Consider the following 17948-nt stretch of genomic DNA (forward strand, 5'->3'; position numbering starts at 1 on the left):
GGGGACCCTGACTCGTGGAGAACCTGATTGCGCTGCTCGTCGCGGCGCCCCTGCTCGGAGCGGCGGTCCTGCTGTGCGGCGGCCGTCGACTCGACCGCACCGGTCATCTGGTGGGCACGGCCCTCGCGGGCGCGTCCTTCCTCATCGGCGCGGTGCTCTTCGCGGAGCTGCTCGGCCGCGGCGCCGAGGACCGCACGCTGCACCAGCACCTGTTCAGCTGGATCCCCGTCGAGGGCTTCCAGGCGGACATCGCCTTCCAGCTGGACCAGCTCTCGATGACCTTCGTCCTGCTGATCACCGGCGTGGGCACGCTGATCCACGTCTACTCGATCGGCTACATGGAGCACGACGAGCGGCGCCGCCGCTTCTTCGGCTACCTGAACCTGTTCCTCGCGGCGATGCTGTTGCTGGTCCTCGCCGACAACTACCTGCTGCTGTACTTCGGTTGGGAGGGCGTGGGCCTCGCCTCGTACCTGCTGATCGGCTTCTGGCAGCACAAGCCCAGCGCCGCGACCGCCGCCAAGAAGGCGTTCCTGGTCAACCGGGTCGGCGACATCGGGCTGTCCATCGCGATCATGCTGATGTTCACCACCTTCGGCACCTTCGCCTTCGGGCCGGTGCTGGGCTCGGTCGGGGAGACCTCGGAGGGCACCCTCACCGCGATCGGGCTGATGCTGCTGCTGGCCGCCTGCGGCAAGTCCGCGCAGGTGCCGCTCCAGTCCTGGCTGGGCGACGCGATGGAGGGCCCGACCCCGGTCTCCGCGCTGATCCACGCGGCGACCATGGTGACCGCCGGCGTCTACCTGATCGTCCGCTCCGGCGCGATCTTCAACGCCGCCCCGGACGCCCAACTGGTCGTCGCCATCGTCGGCACCGTGACGCTGCTGTTCGGTGCGATCGTCGGTTGCGCCAAGGACGACATCAAGAAGGCGCTCGCCGGTTCGACGATGTCCCAGATCGGCTACATGGTGCTGGCCGCGGGCCTCGGCCCGCTGGGCTACGTCTTCGCGATCATGCACCTGGTGACGCACGGCTTCTTCAAGGCCGGGCTGTTCCTGGGCGCCGGCTCGGTGATGCACGGCATGAACGACGAGGTCGACATGCGCAAGTACGGCGGCCTCAGGAAGTACATGCCGGTCACCTTCGTCACCTTCGGCCTCGGCTACCTGGCGATCATCGGCTTCCCCGGGCTGTCCGGCTTCTTCTCCAAGGACATGATCATCGAGGCGGCCTTCGCCAAGGGCGGCGTCCAGGGCTGGATCTTCGGCTCCGCGGCCCTGCTGGGCGCGGTGATCACCGCGTTCTACATGACCCGGGTGATGCTGCTGACCTTCTTCGGCGAGAAGCGCTGGCAGCCGGACGCGGACGGCAACCCGCCGCACCCGCACGAGTCCCCGAAGTCCATGACGATCCCCATGATCGTCCTGGCCTTCGGCTCGGTGTTCGCCGGCGGCCTGTTCAGCATCGGCGACCGCTTCCAGCACTGGCTGGAGCCGGTCACCGGGCCCACCGAGCACGGCCACCCGCCGCTCAGCGCGATGACGGTCACCCTCGCCACCGTGGCGGCGCTCGTCATCGGCGTCGCCGTCGCCTACGCCATGTACGGCCGCCGGCCCGTCCCGGTGGTCGCCCCGCGCGGCTCCCTGCTCACCCGGGCGGCCCGCCGCGACCTCCTCCAGGACGACTTCAACCACGTGGTCCTGGTGCGCGGCGGCGAGCACCTCACGCGTTCCCTGGTGTACGTGGACCACACCCTGGTCGACGGGGTGGTCAACGGCACCGCGGCGTCCTTCGGCGGCCTCTCCGGGCGGCTGCGCCGGCTCCAGAACGGTTACGCGCGCTCGTACGCGGTCTCGATGTTCGGCGGCGCCGCCGTCCTGGTCGCCGCGACCCTGCTCATGAGGGCGGTCTGATAGCGATGTCCTTTCCCCTGCTCACCGCGACGGCGGCGCTCCCGGCGATCGGAGCGATCGCCACCGCCGCCGTCCCCGCCGCGCGGCGCACCGCCGCCAAGTGGCTGGCGCTGCTGGTCTCGCTGGCCACCCTGGTCCTGGCGATCGTCGTCGCCGTCCGCTTCGAACCGGGCGGCGACCGCTACCAACTCACCGAGTCCCACTCCTGGATCAGCGACTTCGGGGTGCGCTACGAACTCGGGGTGGACGGCATCGCCGTCGCCCTGATCGGGCTCACCGCCCTGCTGATCCCGTTCATCATCCTCGCCGGCTGGCACGACGCCGACCCCTCCCCGGGCTCCCCGGACCGCGTCGACTCCCGCTGGCGGCCCACCCAGGGCTTCTTCGCCCTGATCCTCGCCGTCGAGGCGATGGTGATCCTCTCCTTCGAGGCCACCGACGTCTTCCTCTTCTACGTCTTCTTCGAAGCCATGCTCATCCCGATGTACTTCCTCATCGGCGGCTTCGGGGACCGCGCCCACGAGGGCGGCGACAAGGCGGCGGCGACCCAGCGGTCCTACGCCGCGGTCAAGTTCCTGCTCTACAACCTGGCCGGCGGGCTGGTCATGCTGGCCGCCGTGATCGGGCTGTACGTGGTCGCCGGGAGCTTCTCGCTCCAGGAGATCGCGGCGGCCCGGGCCAGCGGCTCGCTGGAGATGGCGACCACCACCGAGCGGCTGCTGTTCCTCGGCTTCTTCTTCGCCTTCGCGGTGAAGGCCCCGCTGTGGCCGCTGCACACCTGGCTGCCCAACGCCATGGGCGAGTCCACCGCCCCGGTCGCCGTGCTGATCACCGCGGTCGTCGACAAGGTCGGCACCTTCGCGATGCTCCGCTTCTGCCTGGGCCTGTTCCCCGAGGCGTCGCAGTGGGCCACCCCGGTGGTCCTGGTGCTGGCGCTGATCAGCATCGTCTACGGGGCGCTGCTCGCGGTGGGCCAGCGGGACATCAAGCGGCTGGTGGCGTACGCCTCGATCTCCCACTTCGGCTTCATCGTGCTCGGCATCTTCGCGATGACCTCGCAGGGCCAGAGCGGCGCCACCCTCTACATGGTCAACCACGGCATCTCGACCGCGGCCCTGATGCTCGTCGCCGGGTTCCTGATCTCCCGGCGCGGCTCGCGGCTCATCGCCGACTACGGGGGAGTCCAGAAGGTCGCCCCGGTGCTCGCCGGGACCTTCCTGATCGGTGGGCTCGCCACGCTGTCCCTGCCCGGGCTCGCCCCCTTCGTCAGCGAGTTCCTGGTGCTGGTCGGCACCTTCGCCCGGTACCCGGTGGTCGGCATCATCGCCACCCTCGGCATCGTGCTGGCCGCGCTGTACGTCCTCGTCCTCTACCAGCGGACGATGACCGGCCCGGTCAAGCCCGAAGTCGCCACCATGCCCGACCTGAAGGTGCGGGAACTCGTGGTGGTGGCCCCGCTGATCGCCCTGCTGATCTTCCTGGGCGTCTTCCCGAAGCCGCTCACGGACATCGTCAACCCGGCGATCCAGCACACCATGTCCGACGTCCAGAAGACGGACCCCCAGCCCGAGGTGGAGGCGGCCAAGTGAGTGCCACAGCCGTCCACAGCCTGTGGACAACAGCGGCCGAGCCGCTCAACAAGATCGACGCGCCGGACATCGAGTACGGGCAGCTCGCGCCCGTCCTCATCGTGATCGCCGCCGCGGTCATCGGCATCCTGGTGGAGGCCGCCGTCCCGCGCAAAGCGCGCTACCACGTCCAACTCCTCGTCTCCTCCGTGGCGCTGGCCTCCGCCTTCGCCGCGGTCGTCGCCCTCGCCGCCAGCGGGTACGCCACCACCAAGGCCGGCATCGTCGCCATGGGCGCGATCGCCGTCGACGGGCCCGCCCTGTTCCTCCAGGGCGTCATCCTGCTCACCGGGCTCGTCGCGGTGTTCACCTTCGCCGAACGCCGCCTCGACCCCGTGGTCCACGGCAACCGCGTCGACTCCTTCACCGCGCAGGCCGGCTCCACCCCCGGCAGCGACGGGGAGAAGGCCGCGGTGAAGGCGGGGTTCACCACCACCGAGGTGTTCCCGCTGGCGATGTTCGCCATCGGCGGCATGCTCGTCTTCCCCGCCGCCAACGACCTCCTGACGCTCTTCATCGCCCTGGAGGTCTTCTCCCTGCCGCTGTACCTGCTGTGCGCGCTGGCCCGCCGCAAGCGGCTGATCTCCCAGGAAGCCGCCGTCAAGTACTTCCTGCTCGGCGCCTTCGCCTCCGCGTTCATGCTCTTCGGCATCGCCCTGCTGTACGGGTACGCCGGCTCCGTGTCGTACGCCACCATCGCGCAGGTCGTCGACGGCACGGTCGCCGAGGTCACCCCGGTCCTCGCCGAGACCATGGGCAACGACGCGCTGTTGCTGGTCGGCGCCGCCCTGCTGGTGATGGGGCTGCTGTTCAAGGTCGGCGCGGTGCCGTTCCACATGTGGACCCCCGACGTCTACCAGGGCGCGCCCACCCCGGTCACCGGGTTCATGGCCGCCGCCACCAAGGTCGCCGCCTTCGGCGCGCTGCTGCGCGTGCTGTACGTGCTGCTGCCCGGGCTGCGCTGGGACTGGCGGCCGGTGATGTGGGGCGTCGCGATCCTCACCATGCTGGCCGGGGCGATCGTCGCGATCACCCAGACCGACGTCAAGCGCCTGTTGGCGTACTCGTCCATCGCGCACGCCGGATTCATCCTCGCGGGCGTCATCGCGGCCTCGCCCGAGGGCATCTCCTCGGTGCTCTTCTACCTGGGCGCGTACTCCTTCGTGACGATCGGCGCCTTCGCCGTGGTCACCCTGGTCCGGGACGCCGGGGGCGAGGCCACCCACCTGTCCAAGTGGGCCGGGCTGGGGCGGCGCTCCCCGCTGGTCGCCGCGGTCTTCGCGGTGTTCCTGCTGGCCTTCGCCGGCATCCCGCTGACCAGCGGGTTCTCCGGGAAGTTCGCCGTGTTCAAGGCGGCGGCCGAGGGCGGCGCCGGGGCGCTGGTCGTGGTGGGTGTGCTGTCCTCCGCGATCGCCGCGTTCTTCTACCTCCGGGTGATCGTGCTGATGTTCTTCAGCGAGCCCACCCCCGAGGGCCCCACCGTGGCGGTGCCCTCCGCGCTCACCTCCACCGCCATCGCCCTGGGCGTGGTGGTCACCCTGGTGCTGGGCGTGGCGCCCCAGTACTTCCTGGACCTGGCCGGTCAGGCGGGGGTGTTCGTGCGCTGACCCTCCGCGGCCCGATGCGACGGCCCGCCCCCGCCGAGCGCGGGGGCGGGCCGTCGCACGTTCCGGGTCGGGTCGTGGACAACGCGTCCCGGTGTCGGCGGGTGCGCCTATCGTGGGACGGGTGCGGTCGCGGTGGCCGACGGGGCCGGGTCGGCCGAGGCACAGGGGAAGCGAAGGAACGTGACCGGGGTGACGGAGACGACGGGGGCCGAGGGGCCGGGCGGGCCGCAGGGCGCGCTGGAGACGCTGCGGCGGGTGTTCGGCTACGAGGCGTTCCGCGGCGACCAGGAAGCGATCGTGGAGCACGTGATCGCGGGCGGGGACGCGGTGGTGCTGATGCCCACCGGCGGCGGCAAGTCCCTGTGCTACCAGATCCCCGCCCTGGTCAGAGCGGGTACCGGGGTGGTGGTCTCGCCGCTGATCGCCCTCATGCAGGACCAGGTGGACGCCCTGCGGGCGCTCGGGGTGCGCGCCGGCTTCGTCAACTCCACCCAGGACTTCGACGAGCGCCGGGTGGTGGAGGCCCAGTTCCTCGCCGGGGAGCTGGACCTGCTGTACCTCGCCCCCGAGCGGCTGCGGCTGGACTCCAGCCTCGACCTGCTCTCCCGCGGCAAGGTCTCGCTCTTCGCGATCGACGAGGCGCACTGCGTCGCCCAGTGGGGCCACGACTTCCGGCCGGACTACCTGGCCCTGGCCGTGCTCGGCGAACGCTGGCCGGACGTGCCGCGGATCGCGCTCACCGCCACCGCCACCGCCGCCACCCACCAGGAGATCACCGCCCGGCTCGGCATGGACCGGGCCCGGCACTTCGAGGCCAGCTTCGACCGGCCCAACATCCAGTACCGGATCGCGCCGAAGGCCGAGCCGCGCAAGCAGTTGCTGACGCTGCTGCGCGAGGAGCACGCGGGCGACGCCGGCATCGTGTACTGCCTGTCCCGCTCCTCGGTGGAGAAGACGGCCGAGTACCTGGTGCGGCACGGCATCGACGCCGTCCCCTACCACGCGGGCCTGGACGCCCGCACCCGCGCCGCGAACCAGTCCCGGTTCCTGCGCGAGGACGGCCTGGTCGTCGTCGCCACCATCGCCTTCGGCATGGGCATCGACAAGCCCGACGTCCGGTTCGTGGCCCATCTGGACCTGCCCAAGTCCGTCGAGGGCTACTACCAGGAGACCGGCCGCGCCGGCCGGGACGGGCAGCCGTCCACGGCGTGGATGGCGTACGGGCTGAACGACGTGGTCCAGCAGCGCCGGATGATCCAGTCCGGGGAGGGCGACGAGGCGTTCCGCCGCCGCGCCACCTCCCACCTGGACGCGATGCTGGCGCTGTGCGAGACGGTGGAGTGCCGGCGGGCCCGGCTGCTGCGGTACTTCGGCCAGGAGCCGGAGAGCGAGCAGTGCGGCAACTGCGACACCTGCAAGGCCCCGCCCGAGACCTGGGACGGCACGGTGGCCGCGCAGAAGGTGCTGTCGACCGTGGTCCGGCTGGACCGGGAGCGGCGGCAGAAGTTCGGCGCCGTCCACCTGGTGGACATCCTGCTGGGCCGCCGGACCGCGAAGGTCATCCAGTTCGACCACGACCAGCTCTCCGTGTTCGGCATCGGCGAGGAGCTGACCGAGGCCGAATGGCGCGGCGTGATGCGGCAGTTGCTGGCGATGGAACTCCTCGGTGTGGAGGGCGAGTACAGCACCCTGGTGCTCACCGAACACAGCGGGGCGGTGCTGCGCGGGGAGCGGAAGGTGCCGTTGCGCAAGGAGCCCAAGCGGCCCACCACCCGGACCAACACCGGGTCGGGCGGCGAGCGCAAGGCCAAGGCCGCCGTCGACCTGGCGCCGGAGCTGCTGCCGGTCTTCGAGGCGCTGCGCGCCTGGCGCGCCGAGCAGGCCCGGGAGCAGGGCGTTCCCGCGTACGTCGTCTTCCACGACGCGACCCTGCGGGAGATCGCCACCGCGGCGCCCACCACCGTCGCCGAGCTCGGCGGCATCGGCGGGGTCGGCGAGAAGAAGCTGGCGACCTACGGGGAGGGCGTGCTCGCGGTCCTGGCGACCGCCGCGGCCGGTGCGGTCGCCGATGCGCCGGACGCACCGCCCGCCGCCCCGGCGAAGGCCCCGGCGGCGAAGGCCACCGGAGCGAAGCCCCCGGCCGCCCCCGCCGCAGCCGCCCCCGACGACGGCTTCGACTGGGGCGCCGAGCCGGCGGAGCCGGAGGACCTCGACTGGTGAGGCCGCGGCGCCCCGGCCCGGGTCAGCCGCCGGCGACGATCCGTCCGCGGACCTCGCCGAGGCCCACCCGGACCCCGTCCGGGCCCGGGGCCCAGGCGGTCAGTACGACCTCGTCCCCGTCCCGTAGGAAGGTGCGCGGACCGTCGGGCAGCTCCAGCGCGTCCCGGCCGTTCCAGGTGAGTTCCAGCAGCGAGCCGCGCTGCTCGGGCCGGGGCCCGCTGACGGTGCCGGAACCGTAGAGGTCGCCGGTGCGCAGGGAGGCCCCGTTCACGGTCAGGTGCGCGAGTTGCTGGGCCGCCGTCCAGTACATGGTGGCGAAGGGCGGTTCGGAAACGGTCCGGCCGTTGATCGCCACGCTGATGTGCAGGTCGTAACCGCCGGGCTCCTGCCCGCCGGGGCCGTTCGACGCCCCGGGGGAGTCGTCCAGGTACGGCAGCAGCGGGTGGGTGCGCTCCGGCGGCGCCGTGCGGGCCGCGTCCAGCGCGTCCAGGGGGGTGATCCAGGCGGCGACGGAGGTGGCGAACGACTTGCCGAGGAAGGGGCCCAGCGGGACGTACTCCCACGCCTGGAGGTCCCGGGCGGACCAGTCGTTGAGCAGGCAGAGCCCGAAGACGTGCTCGCGGAAGTCCCCGAGCGGGACGGCGGTGCCCTGTGCCGAGGGCACGCCCACCACGAACCCCACCTCGGCCTCGATGTCGAGCTTGACCGAAGGGCCGAACACCGGCGCCGGGTCGGTGGGCGCCTTGCGCTGTCCCTGCGGCCGGACCACTTCGGTGCCGGACACCACGACGGTGCCCGACCGACCGTGGTAACCGATCGGCAGGTGCTTCCAGTTGGGGGTCAGCGAGTCCTCGGCGTCGGGGCGGAACATCCGGCCGACGTTGCGGGCGTGGTGCTCGGAGGCGTAGAAGTCGACGTAGTCGGCGACCTCGAACGGCAGGTGCAGGGTCACCTCGGACAGCGGGTGCAGCAGCGGGGCCACCGTCTCCCGGTACGAGGGGACCGTCACCCAGGCGGTCAGGGCGCGGCGCACGTCGCTCCAGGCGGTGCGGCCGGCCGCGAGCAGCGGGTTGAGGGTGGGCCGCGCCAGCAGGGACGCGTAGGGGGAGCCGAGCGCGGTGGCGACGGCACCGGCGTCCAGCACGTACCCGCCCAGCCGGACGCCCACCCGGCGGCCGTCCGAGGAGGCGCCGGGGGACGGCGGCGCGTCGGTGGACGCGGGGAGCGAGAAGACACCGTACGGAAGGTTGTGCGGACCGAAGGGGTCGCCCTCGGCCAGGTCGGGCCATGGGGTGGGGTCGCCCTCGGGACGGTCGAGCGGGGTCTGCTCGTGCGGGTCGGGCATCGCTGCTGCCTCACTTTCCGTGTGGTTGGGGCACACGTTACGGGGGTGGCCGCGGCGGGGTGCGGGGAGCGGACGCAACGGCCGGGGCGGTCGAACGGATGAACGTCCCGGGTGGGTGCACCGCAGAGGTGTTCGGAACCCCGGTGCGGGCGAGGCCCCGCGCGTCCTGATGCTGTGTCAGGCGTTCATTACCGTACGGACCCCCTCTCCGTCATCTCGGCGGCGCTGCGGGCCCGTTGGAGGCTCCCCGTCCGTATTCTCGGGGCCATGCCCGCACATGCTCTCTCCCTCGTCGCCACCGATCTCGACGGCACCCTGTTGCGCAACGACGATTCCCTCTCCGCGCGGACCCGTGCGGCGCTGGCCCTGGCCGTCGCGGCGGGCGCGACGCACGTGGTGGCCACCGGCCGGCCCGTCCCGCAGGTGGTGCCCGTGCTGCGCGGGCTGGGGCACCGGGGGTTCGCGGTGTGCGGCCAGGGCGCCCAGCTGTACGACGCCGCGGCCGGGCGCATCGTGTGGTCGGTGACCCTGGACCGGGAGGTCGCCGAGGTCGCCCTCGGCAAGGTCGAGGCGGAGGTCGGCGCGGTGCACGCGGCGGTCAACCAGGACGGGGCGGACGGGCTGATGCTGATGGAGCCCGGTTTCACCGTGACGCACCCGACGCTGTCGGGGGTGCGGGCCCCGCACCGCGACGCGCTGTGGGCCCGGCCGCTGACCAAGGTGTTGATGCGCCACCCGGAGCTGGGCGAGGACGAGCTGGCGGCGGCGGCCCGGGCGGTCGTTGGGGAGCTGGTGACGGTGACCATGGCCGGCCCCGGGGCGGTGGAGCTCCAGCCGCTCGGCATCACCAAGGCCACCGCCCTGGCCCGGGCCGCCGCGCTGCTGGGGGTGGGGCCGGAGGCGACCTTGGCGTTCGGCGACATGCCCAACGACATCCCCATGTTCCTGTGGTCCGGGCACGGGGTGGCCATGGCCAATGCCCACCAGGAGCTGAAGGCCGTGGCGGACGAGGTCACGGCGTCCAACGAGGAGGACGGGGTCGCCGTGGTCCTGGAGCGGCTCTACGGGGCGGCGGGGGAGCGGCACACGGACGTGGTCAGCCAGCCCCGGCCACGGGCGCGGACCGGGGGCGCCCGGTCCTGACCGGCCCCGGTCGAGACGGTGGGGGTGTGACGTTCCGGGCCGCTCGGGCGTGAGATGAGTGCGGGCGGTGCGACGGGGGGGGGCGGGCCGCCGGGGAGTGGGACGGCCCCGGGGCGCATGGGTGTGGGCGTCCGTTCCGTGAGGACGTGGCGGGGGCCGGTGATCGAGAACGCGGCGAAGGGTGGGAGTCTTGTCCCTTGCAGTGGGTGATGTGGCGTTTCCTTCCTTTGGCTGCTTTCTCTCCTCGATGAGGGAAATCAGATGAAGTGATCAAAACACGGCAAGATCGATCGTGCACCGACCGTGATGGGCGGGCGGGGGCTCACAGTGATCGAAAGGGGACCGGATACGCTGACTTGAGGAGGGCAGCGCACATCGACCAGCCATGTGTACGACCTAGTGACCGTCAGTAGACAGGAGACCCCCTCGTGACCGTCGTCGGGCCTTTCGGGCTGAGCGTGCGGGACCAGGCTCTCGAAGCCGATGTCCAGGCCGGATTGGCTGCTGTCGAGGAGGGCTTGCTCGACGCCACCAAGAGCGAGGTGCCCTTCATCACGGAGGCCGCCCAGCACCTGGTGCGGGCCGGCGGCAAGCGTTTCCGTCCGCTGCTGGCGCTGCTGGCCGCCCAGTTCGGCGACCCGGACGCGCCCGGCATCGTGCCCGCCGCGGTCGTGGTCGAGCTGACCCACCTGGCGACGCTGTACCACGACGACGTCATGGACGAGGCGGACGTCCGCCGCGGGGTGCCCAGCGCCAACAGCCGTTGGGACAACTCGGTGGCCGTCCTCACCGGCGACTTCCTGTTCGCCCGCGCCTCCCACATCCTCGCCGACCTGGGCCCCGAGGCGGTCCGCATCCAGGCCGAGGCGTTCGAACGGCTGGTCACCGGGCAGATCCTGGAGACCGCCGGCCCCCGCGACGGCCGCGACCCGGTGGCGCACTACCTCGACGTGATCGGCGGCAAGACGGGCTCCCTCATCGCCGTGGCCGGCCGGTTCGGCGCGATGATGTCCGGCGCCGACGACCGGATCGTGGACGTGCTGACCCAGTACGGCGAGCGGCTCGGCGTCGCCTTCCAGCTCGCCGACGACGTCCTGGACATCGCCTCGGACTCGCACGAGTCGGGCAAGACCCCGGGCACCGACCTGCGCGAGGGCATCCCCACCCTGCCGGTGCTGCGGTTGCACGAGCAGGCCCGACTCCTCGGCGCGGAGGAGGACAAGGCCCTGTGCGAGCTGCTGGCCTCGGACCTCAGCGACGACGACCGCCACCGCGAGGCGCTGACCCGGCTGCGGGCCCACCCCGCGCTGGAGCAGGCCCGCCGGGACACCGTGCAGTACGCCGAGGACGCCCGGGCCGTCCTGGAGCCGCTGCCGGAGTGCGACGCCAAGGCGGCGCTCGTGCAACTGTGCGACGCCGTGGTGCACCGCGCCGGCTGACCGGTCGGCCGAGGGGGAGGCGGCCCCGCTGGACGGGGGTGCGTCCCCTACGGGTGGGCGGACCCCGTACGCCCCGACGTCATACCCGGGCAGTACGCCAAGTTGCCCCCGAGGTCTGACGTTCGAAGCCCACGGGTTTGGTGTCATGGAAGCAGACCACTCCTGAGCACCACGGGGGACAATGGCGGCGCGGGGTGGGACCCATCAGGGGTACGGAAGGTCGCCGCCGACCACGGAGGTAGGGGAACACATGGCACCGTACGAATCCGACCAGACTCCCGGCACGGGCGCCGTCGAGGACGCACGGCCCCCCGCGCCGAAGCGCGGGGCTCGCCGCCGGGCGGCCCGCTACGCCGTCCCGGTGACGGTGGTGGGGGTGGCGGCGGCGACCATCGGCCTCGTCCCGGCGCTCGCTGACTCCGGCGACCCCGACCTGCCGAAGATCAGCGCCGAACAGCTCATCGAGAAGATCGCCGCGTCCGACACCGAGCGGCTCTCCGGCACGGTGAAGATCAGCACCGACCTCGGACTGCCGGACCTCGGGGGCGTGCTGGGTTCCTTCGCCCCCGACGCCGGGGAGGGCGGCGGCAGCGCCGACCCGCAGGCCAAGCTGATGGAACTGGCCTCGGGCACCCACACCCTGCGCGTCGCGGTGGACGGCCCCGAACGCGCCAAGCTCTCCGTGCTGGGCAAGGGCTCCGAGTACAGCCTCATCCGCAACGGCGGTGAGGTCTGGGCCTACGACAGCGGCTCCAACCAGGTCCACCACGCCGAGGGCGGCGAGGCGCACGCCCGCGGCAAGCAGGCGCCGAAGGCCGAGGAGCACGCCCCCACCACCCCGGGCGAGTTCGCCGACGAGGTGCTGAAGGCCGCCGGCGACACCACCTCGGTCACGGTCGACGGCAGCACCCGGGTCGCCGGACGGGACGCGTACAAGCTCGTCGTCAAGCCGAAGCAGTCGGGCTCCACGGTCGGTTCGGTGCAGCTCGCGGTGGACGCGAAGAACGGCGTCCCGCTGAAGTTCACCCTGGTGCCCGCCGCGGGCGGCAGCGCCGTCGTGGACGTCAGCTTCACCAAGATCGACTTCGCCCGGCCCGACGCGTCGACCTTCGCCTTCACCCCGCCGAAGGGCGCCGAGGTCACCGAGGCCGACGAACTGTCCGCCGAGCACGGCAAGGACGGCTCCGCGGCCGGTGGCCCGGACCTGCTCGACGGCCTCGGACTGCCCGGGGTCGACGAGGCCGCCCGCGCGGACGGCGGCGAGGTGAAGACCTTCGGCGAGGGCTGGAGCACCATCGCCCGCATCGGTACCCCCGGCGGCGCGGCGGCCTCGGAGAAGGACGCGAAGGGCGCCGGCGGCCCGGTCGACGCCCAGGACTTCCTCGACTCCCTCGGCGACCAGGTCTCGGGCTCCTTCGGCTCCGGCACGGTGTTCTCCACCCGCCTGGTGAACGCGCTGATGACCGACGACGGCGCGGTGTACGTCGGCGCCGTGACCAAGGACGCCCTGGTCAAGGCGGCCGAGAGCGACCGGTAGTCCCACCCGGACACCGGACGGGCGTTCGCCGGAGGGCGGGTGCGGGGCCACGCGGCCCCGCACCCGCCCCCCGGTCAGGGGCAGCACGGACGGAAGGCGGAGACGGATGGAACGCGCGGTGATCGAGACCCGCGGACTGACCAAGCGGTACCGGGGCGGGCAACGTGCCGTCGACCGGCTCGACCTGAGCGTGCCCGCCGGCACCGTCTTCGGCTTCCTCGGCCCCAACGGCTCCGGCAAGACCACCACCATCCGCATGCTGATGGGCCTGATCGAACCCACCGAGGGGTCCGCGCACCTGCTCGGCCTCCCCATGCCCCGCGCCGCCCGCACCGTGCTGCCCCAGGTCGGCGCCCTCATCGAGGGCCCCGCCCCGTACGGCTTCCTCACCGGTCGGGACAACCTGCTGCGCTACGACTCCGTCGACCCCACGGCCGACCCCCGCACCCGCCGGGCCCGGGTCGCCGAGGCCCTGGACCGGGTCGGCCTCACCGCGGCGGCCGGCAAACGGGCCCGCGCCTACAGCCTGGGCATGAAGCAGCGCCTCGGTCTCGCGGCCACCCTGCTGAGGCCCCGCCGGCTGCTGGTGCTGGACGAGCCGACCAACGGCCTCGACCCGCAGGGCATGCGGGAGATCCGCACCCTGGTGCGGGAACTCGCCGCGGACGGCACCACGGTCTTCCTCTCCTCGCACCTCCTCGACGAGATCGAGCAGGTGTGCACCCACGCCGCGGTGATGGCCCGCGGCCGGCTGATCACCCAGGGCCGGGTCTCCGAACTCGCCGCCAGCGCCCGCGGCCGACTCCTCGTCACCACCCCCGACCCCGCGGACGCGGCGCGCGTCCTGAAGGAACGGGGCCTGACCGATGTCACCGTCGACGGGGACCGGGTCGCCGCCGACCCGCCCGCGGGCGAACTCGCCGAGGTGACGGCGGCCCTGGTGGCGGCGGGGGTGCGGGTCCGCGGCCTCGGGGTGGAGCGGGGATCGTTGGAGGACGCCTTCGTGGCGCTCACCGGGGAGGGGTTCGATGTCGCTCGATGAGGTGGTCGACCCTGGGCGCGGCCCGACGACCCCGCGCCCACCGCGGTGGACCTGGACGTTCGGACTGTTCCGGTCCGAGTTGCTCACCACGTTGTGGCGGTGGCGGACCCTGGCCCTGCTGGGCGTGCTCGCCGCGGTGCCGGTACTGATCGGGATCGCCGTCCGGATCGAGACCGGCGGCGGGGGCGGCGGCTCGGGGGAGGCAGGGCCCGCCTTCCTCGCCCAGGTCACCAACAACGGCCTGTTCCTGGTGTTCGCCGGGCTGGCCGCCACCCTCCCGTTCTTCCTCCCCATGGCCGTGGGCGTGGTCGCCGGGGACGCCATCGCCGGCGAGGCCAGCGCGGGAACGCTGCGCTACCTGCTGGTGGCCCCGGCCGGCCGCAGCCGACTCCTGGCCGTCAAGTACGCCACGGTGACGGCGTTCTGCCTGCTGGCGACGGTGGTGGTGGCCATCTCCGGGCTCCTCGTCGGCGCCCTGCTGTTCCCGCTCGGCGAACTCACCACCATCTCCGGCACCCGGATCACCTTCGCCGAGGGGCTGCTCCGGGCCCTGCTCGTCGCCCTGGTCGTGGCCGCGTCCCTGCTGGGCGTGGCAGCACTCGGACTCTTCGTCTCCACCCTCACCGGCAGCGGGATCGCCGCGATGGCGACCACCGTGGGGCTGCTGATCACCGTGCAGATCGTGGACCAGATCCCCCAGCTGGACGCCGTCCACCCCTATCTGTTCTCGCACCACTGGCTGTCCTTCGCCGATGTGATGCGCGAACCGGTCCACTGGGACGACATCCTGCGCAACCTGGGACTCCAGGCCCTCTACGCCGCCGTGTTCGGCTCGGCGGCCTGGGCCAGGTTCACCACCAAGGACGTCACGAGCTGAGCGCCCCGCTTCTTGCTCAGGGCCGGAGGTCCTTCACCATGACGGCGAACAGTGGCGAGTCGGCGAAGGGTTGTTGTTCGCCGACCTTCTGGTAGCCCCAGGTCTGGTACAGGTCCTGCACCTTCGGGTGGGTCACGTCGACCAGGAGCACGGACAGGCCCTCGGCGCGATCGCTCAACAGCGCCTCGTGCAGTCGTTGTGCGATGCCCTTCTTGCGCCAGCGCGGACGCACCATGATCTCGGAGACCGCGTACGTCGCGGTGTGCTCGTCGCTCGGTTCGAACGCCGTGGACCTCCACCACTCGCGGCCGGGCGGGAGCGGTGCGCCGTAGGCGAACCCCGTCGGCTCCCCTTCCTCGAAGGCGACCACGCAGGTGAACCCGTTGTTCGCGGTCCAGCGGTCGACGAACCACGGGAACCTGCGGTTGAACTCGTCGTCCATGGCGGTGGCGTAGGCGTCGGCGTGCACATCGATCAGCAGGTCGCGAAAGCCGTCCGGAAGGCTTCCGTGGTGGTAGTGACGCAGGTCGGTCGGTTCGGTCATCCTTGACTCCATTCCTTCTGCCTGTGGGTCAGCCCGGTCGCGTGCGCACGTCGGTTTGCTCGGGATCGCCCTGTCGGTCCTCGGGGACCACTTGCATGGGAGGCGGCGGCGCGCGGGCAGGTGAGGTGGGCCGTGTTGCCCTCCGGTCAGGTCCGGGCGGCCCAGTAGTCGGTCAGCATGTCGCCGGGCCAGGCCGGCTGGTGCACCGCACCGCGAGGTCCCATCTCCCTGAAGAAGGGCGACACGTCGTAGATCTGCGTACCGACCACGGCGTCCAGGTCGGTCACGTGCAGCCTGAGCCCGTCGATCCTCAGCAACCTCGGGAAGCTCTGGGCGAGTTGATTGGGGCGGCGGTGGTTGCGGTGCGCGAAGGTGCCCGTGGCCGGCCAGCGCGGGTTTCCCCGTGGGCTGCGGGCGTGGTACTCGACGTCCTCGGGTGACGCCTGGTCGAAGTGCCACACGACCACCAGATGGGAGAACTCGTCGAGACCCTGGACGGAGTCGACGGGGAACTCGTCCTCGTCCAACTGGATCACCGACTCGACGCCGCCCCAGTAGTCGTCGCCCACGTCGGTGCGCCCGGCAACGACGGTCCCGATCGGCCTGATTTCCAGAGCCATGCTCAATTTCCTCGCGTCTCGTCATTCGTTCACCACATACCCGGGCCAGGTGGGCAGATGCGCGGGCACCGAGCTTGTCGAGGGCTTTCCCCAGGTGCCGCACGCCCACTCCGGATGCTCCAGTTCCCAGTGCCATACCGGCCGAGCGGGGGCGCGGCGAGGGCGTGTGGCTTCCGCTGGGGTGGGTGGCTCGCTCAGAAGTCGTAAGGGTCTTCGGTCGCGATGGATTCGATCTGCTCAAGGGTGTCCCGCAGGCTGCTTGGAGCCCCAGGGGTCGCCTTGCCCCGACCGGCCACCTTCGTGAGGATCTCCAAAGTGATCACGGATGACATCTCGTTCACCGCGGGCACCAGGTTCCTCGCCTCCACCTCTGCCGTCTGCCAGGACCTCACGCGGAGCAGGCTGTCCAGCAGACGCACTGCCGCGACGCTCCGGTAGCCGACCTGGGAACCCTCCTGGTGATGCATCGCGCGTTCCAGAACAGGGATGGCGGCATGCAGGTCTCCGATCTCGTGGAGGGATCGTCCCTGCTGCCTGTCGATCTCCTGGTCGGACACCCACCAGACCCAGGTGGGCTCGCTGTCCGGCCCGTTGTCCAGCAGGAGAGAACGGGCCCGGCCGAAGGAGCGAGCCGCTTCCCGATGGTGTCCCGTCCCTGCCAGCCCCTGACCTTCCCGAGCTCTGAACATGGCCTCCACCCGAGGACTCATCCGCTCCCGCTCGATCACCGATTGCGCGATGGCGAGCTCCTCACGAGGACGCCCGGACCAGCCCGCCAGCATCCCCATGTTCTGAAGCGTGATCAGTTCCGTTGACCGGTCACAGGCGAGCTTGGCGAGGAGGAGAGCCTCCTGGTTGAACCTTCGAGAGGCGTTGAACTTGCCCTCATTGAAGAGCGCCCATCCTGCAATCTCGGCCAACTCAGCCGCAGCAGACTGGATTTCGTGCTCCGCCTTGCGGTCGTAATCCCCGTTGCCCAGACGGCGGTGGACCTTCTTGAAGGAGCGTGCGGCGATTTCTGCGATGGGTAGGCCGTTCAACTCGTTGTCCAGCATGATCAGCTGCTGTGACATATGGCGAATGGCGCACGCGAACCCGTCGCCGCGCTCCCGGTCAACGGTAGGAAGGTCGACCGAGATGTCAGGCGCCAACAGGTCGTCCAACTCTTCGAGTTCGACATGCAGCAGCTTGGCCAGGAGTGGCCGCTGATGTGGGTGAGGATCGCCCACCCCGCGTTCCCAGCGCTGCACTGTTGTGCGATCCACCTGCAGGGCTTCGGCCAGGGCTTCTTGTGAGTATCCGCACGCCTTCCGACGCTGCGCGAACCGCTTCCGCTTGCCTGCCATGGCCGCACCTTCGCTTGGCTGCCGTCGTCCCTGAACAGGGTAGCCCGTGCAGCGAAAACGCAGCTTTGACGCCGTAGTTCTGCCGTGTTGGTTCCGATGGCAACCGGGGAAACTGGTTCGCCTCGGATGTAGTTCAGGCCCTCGCGTCATGAGGGTGTGAACGGTTTGCCGTGCGGAGCCGGGAAGTGGTTTCCCGGGACGACAACAAGCCCGTTCGCCGGTGGGAGCGCCGATCGAGGCCGCTGTGCGTGAGCGGTCCGCAGGCGCATGTGTCTTCATCCCCCGCATATCCAGACAGGCATTCGAAGAGTGATTCGAGTACATGCGTGGCCGTTATGGGGCGTGCGACAAGTGGACGGGAGCGGGAGCGGTATGAGCGGCGGGCTTCGGGTGGGTGAACTGGCTTATGACACGCACAGGCGTGTGGTGGGCGTGGTGATGGATGACGTGCGGGGGTGGTACTTCCTGCGTCCGCCGGGTGGTGGTGTGGAGTGGGAGGTGCCGTACGGGGAGGTGTGTCCGGCGGATGATTCCGGTCGGTCGGGTGCGGTGGCGGCCGGGGCTGGTGTGCGGGGTCGTCGGGGTGGGGTGCGGGGGTGAGGCGGCGGTTTCGTCATCTGGTGTGGACGCTCAGGGTCGTGGAGTGCAAGGGGTGGGTGCACATCCAGTGTGTGTCGGGGAGTCCGC

At 71.3% G+C, this 17948-nt stretch carries 13 protein-coding genes; 9 read left to right on the forward strand and 4 right to left on the reverse strand.

The genetic code is table 11. From position 1 onward, the window contains the following. The first annotated feature begins 14 nt into the window (after window positions 1–14). From nuoL to recQ, 4 genes are all read left to right on the forward strand, one after another. Entirely contained in the window at window positions 15–1913 is a 1899-nt protein-coding gene (nuoL, locus tag ABT092_RS26930) for an NADH-quinone oxidoreductase subunit L (protein ID WP_351248309.1), read from the forward strand. 5 nt (window positions 1914–1918) lie between these two features. Continuing rightward, window positions 1919–3502, forward strand: a complete 1584-nt coding sequence (locus tag ABT092_RS26935) for an NADH-quinone oxidoreductase subunit M (RefSeq protein ID WP_351248311.1) — start codon at window positions 1919–1921, stop codon at window positions 3500–3502. After that, the gene (nuoN, locus tag ABT092_RS26940; protein WP_351248313.1) at window positions 3499–5148 is read left to right on the forward strand and encodes an NADH-quinone oxidoreductase subunit NuoN; all 1650 of its coding nucleotides are present in this window, start codon (window positions 3499–3501) and stop codon (window positions 5146–5148) included. Before ABT092_RS26935 ends, nuoN begins: the two co-directional genes overlap by 4 nt. A 189-nt stretch (window positions 5149–5337) precedes the next feature. Further along, window positions 5338–7368: a DNA helicase RecQ gene (gene recQ, locus ABT092_RS26945; RefSeq protein ID WP_502968513.1), complete on the forward strand. Its 2031-nt coding sequence runs from the start codon at window positions 5338–5340 to the stop codon at window positions 7366–7368. Window positions 7369–7390: 22 nt separating this feature from the next. Here the strand turns inward: recQ and fahA are convergent, their stop codons facing one another. Beyond that, window positions 7391–8713, reverse strand: a complete 1323-nt coding sequence (gene fahA / locus ABT092_RS26950) for a fumarylacetoacetase (protein WP_351248315.1) — start codon at window positions 8711–8713, stop codon at window positions 7391–7393. A 267-nt stretch (window positions 8714–8980) separates the two neighbouring features. On the opposite strand from fahA, the gene ABT092_RS26955 reads away from it, so the two are divergent. The 5 genes from ABT092_RS26955 (at window position 8981) to ABT092_RS26975 (ending at window position 14751) form a co-directional block, all read left to right on the forward strand. Continuing rightward, window positions 8981–9856 carry a Cof-type HAD-IIB family hydrolase gene (locus ABT092_RS26955; RefSeq protein ID WP_351248317.1) on the forward strand — a complete coding sequence of 292 codons (876 nt, stop codon included), beginning with the start codon at window positions 8981–8983 and terminating at the stop codon, window positions 9854–9856. 428 nt (window positions 9857–10284) lie between these two features. Next, window positions 10285–11295, forward strand: coding sequence for a polyprenyl synthetase family protein (locus tag ABT092_RS26960; protein WP_351248319.1), 1011 nt, complete (start codon window positions 10285–10287; stop codon window positions 11293–11295). Between the two features lie 250 nt (window positions 11296–11545). Beyond that, the gene (locus ABT092_RS26965) at window positions 11546–12832 is read left to right on the forward strand and encodes a LolA family protein (protein ID WP_351248321.1); all 1287 of its coding nucleotides are present in this window, start codon (window positions 11546–11548) and stop codon (window positions 12830–12832) included. A 106-nt stretch (window positions 12833–12938) separates the two neighbouring features. Further along, window positions 12939–13874: an ATP-binding cassette domain-containing protein gene (locus tag ABT092_RS26970; protein ID WP_351248323.1), complete on the forward strand. Its 936-nt coding sequence runs from the start codon at window positions 12939–12941 to the stop codon at window positions 13872–13874. Next, window positions 13861–14751, forward strand: coding sequence for an ABC transporter permease (locus ABT092_RS26975; RefSeq protein ID WP_351248325.1), 891 nt, complete (start codon window positions 13861–13863; stop codon window positions 14749–14751). Before ABT092_RS26970 ends, ABT092_RS26975 begins: the two co-directional genes overlap by 14 nt. Window positions 14752–14767: 16 nt before the next feature. On the opposite strand, the gene ABT092_RS26980 is transcribed toward ABT092_RS26975, so the two are convergent. The 3 genes from ABT092_RS26980 to ABT092_RS26990 all read right to left on the reverse strand — a co-directional run bounded on the left by ABT092_RS26980 (window position 14768) and on the right by ABT092_RS26990 (window position 17261). Next, window positions 14768–15295, reverse strand: a complete 528-nt coding sequence (locus tag ABT092_RS26980) for a GNAT family N-acetyltransferase (protein WP_351248328.1) — start codon at window positions 15293–15295, stop codon at window positions 14768–14770. Window positions 15296–15441: 146 nt separating this feature from the next. Beyond that, the gene (locus ABT092_RS26985) at window positions 15442–15915 is read right to left on the reverse strand and encodes a TrmO family methyltransferase domain-containing protein (protein ID WP_351248330.1); all 474 of its coding nucleotides are present in this window, start codon (window positions 15913–15915) and stop codon (window positions 15442–15444) included. A gap of 194 nt (window positions 15916–16109) precedes the next feature. Beyond that, window positions 16110–17261, reverse strand: coding sequence for an NsdA family TPR-like regulatory protein (locus tag ABT092_RS26990; protein WP_351248332.1), 1152 nt, complete (start codon window positions 17259–17261; stop codon window positions 16110–16112). Window positions 17262–17948 lie beyond the last annotated feature (687 nt).

The organism is Streptomyces sp. NPDC002490 (assembly GCF_040296045.1).
GTDB lineage: Bacteria > Actinomycetota > Actinomycetes > Streptomycetales > Streptomycetaceae > Streptomyces.

Bases quoted from the DNA above. Each gene is read 5' to 3' on its own strand.
- ABT092_RS26990 (WP_351248332.1), bottom strand. From the start codon at position 17,261: ATGGCAGGCAAGCGGAAGCGGTTCGCGCAGCGTCGGAAGGCGTGCGGA.
- ABT092_RS26980 (WP_351248328.1), bottom strand. From the start codon at position 15,295: ATGACCGAACCGACCGACCTGCGTCACTACCACCACGGAAGCCTTCCG.
- ABT092_RS26955 (WP_351248317.1), top strand. From the start codon at position 8,981: ATGCCCGCACATGCTCTCTCCCTCGTCGCCACCGATCTCGACGGCACC.
- ABT092_RS26965 (WP_351248321.1), top strand. From the start codon at position 11,546: ATGGCACCGTACGAATCCGACCAGACTCCCGGCACGGGCGCCGTCGAG.
- ABT092_RS26970 (WP_351248323.1), top strand. From the start codon at position 12,939: ATGGAACGCGCGGTGATCGAGACCCGCGGACTGACCAAGCGGTACCGG.
- ABT092_RS26935 (WP_351248311.1), top strand. From the start codon at position 1,919: ATGTCCTTTCCCCTGCTCACCGCGACGGCGGCGCTCCCGGCGATCGGA.
- ABT092_RS26975 (WP_351248325.1), top strand. From the start codon at position 13,861: ATGTCGCTCGATGAGGTGGTCGACCCTGGGCGCGGCCCGACGACCCCG.
- fahA (WP_351248315.1), bottom strand. From the start codon at position 8,713: ATGCCCGACCCGCACGAGCAGACCCCGCTCGACCGTCCCGAGGGCGAC.
- ABT092_RS26985 (WP_351248330.1), bottom strand. From the start codon at position 15,915: ATGGCTCTGGAAATCAGGCCGATCGGGACCGTCGTTGCCGGGCGCACC.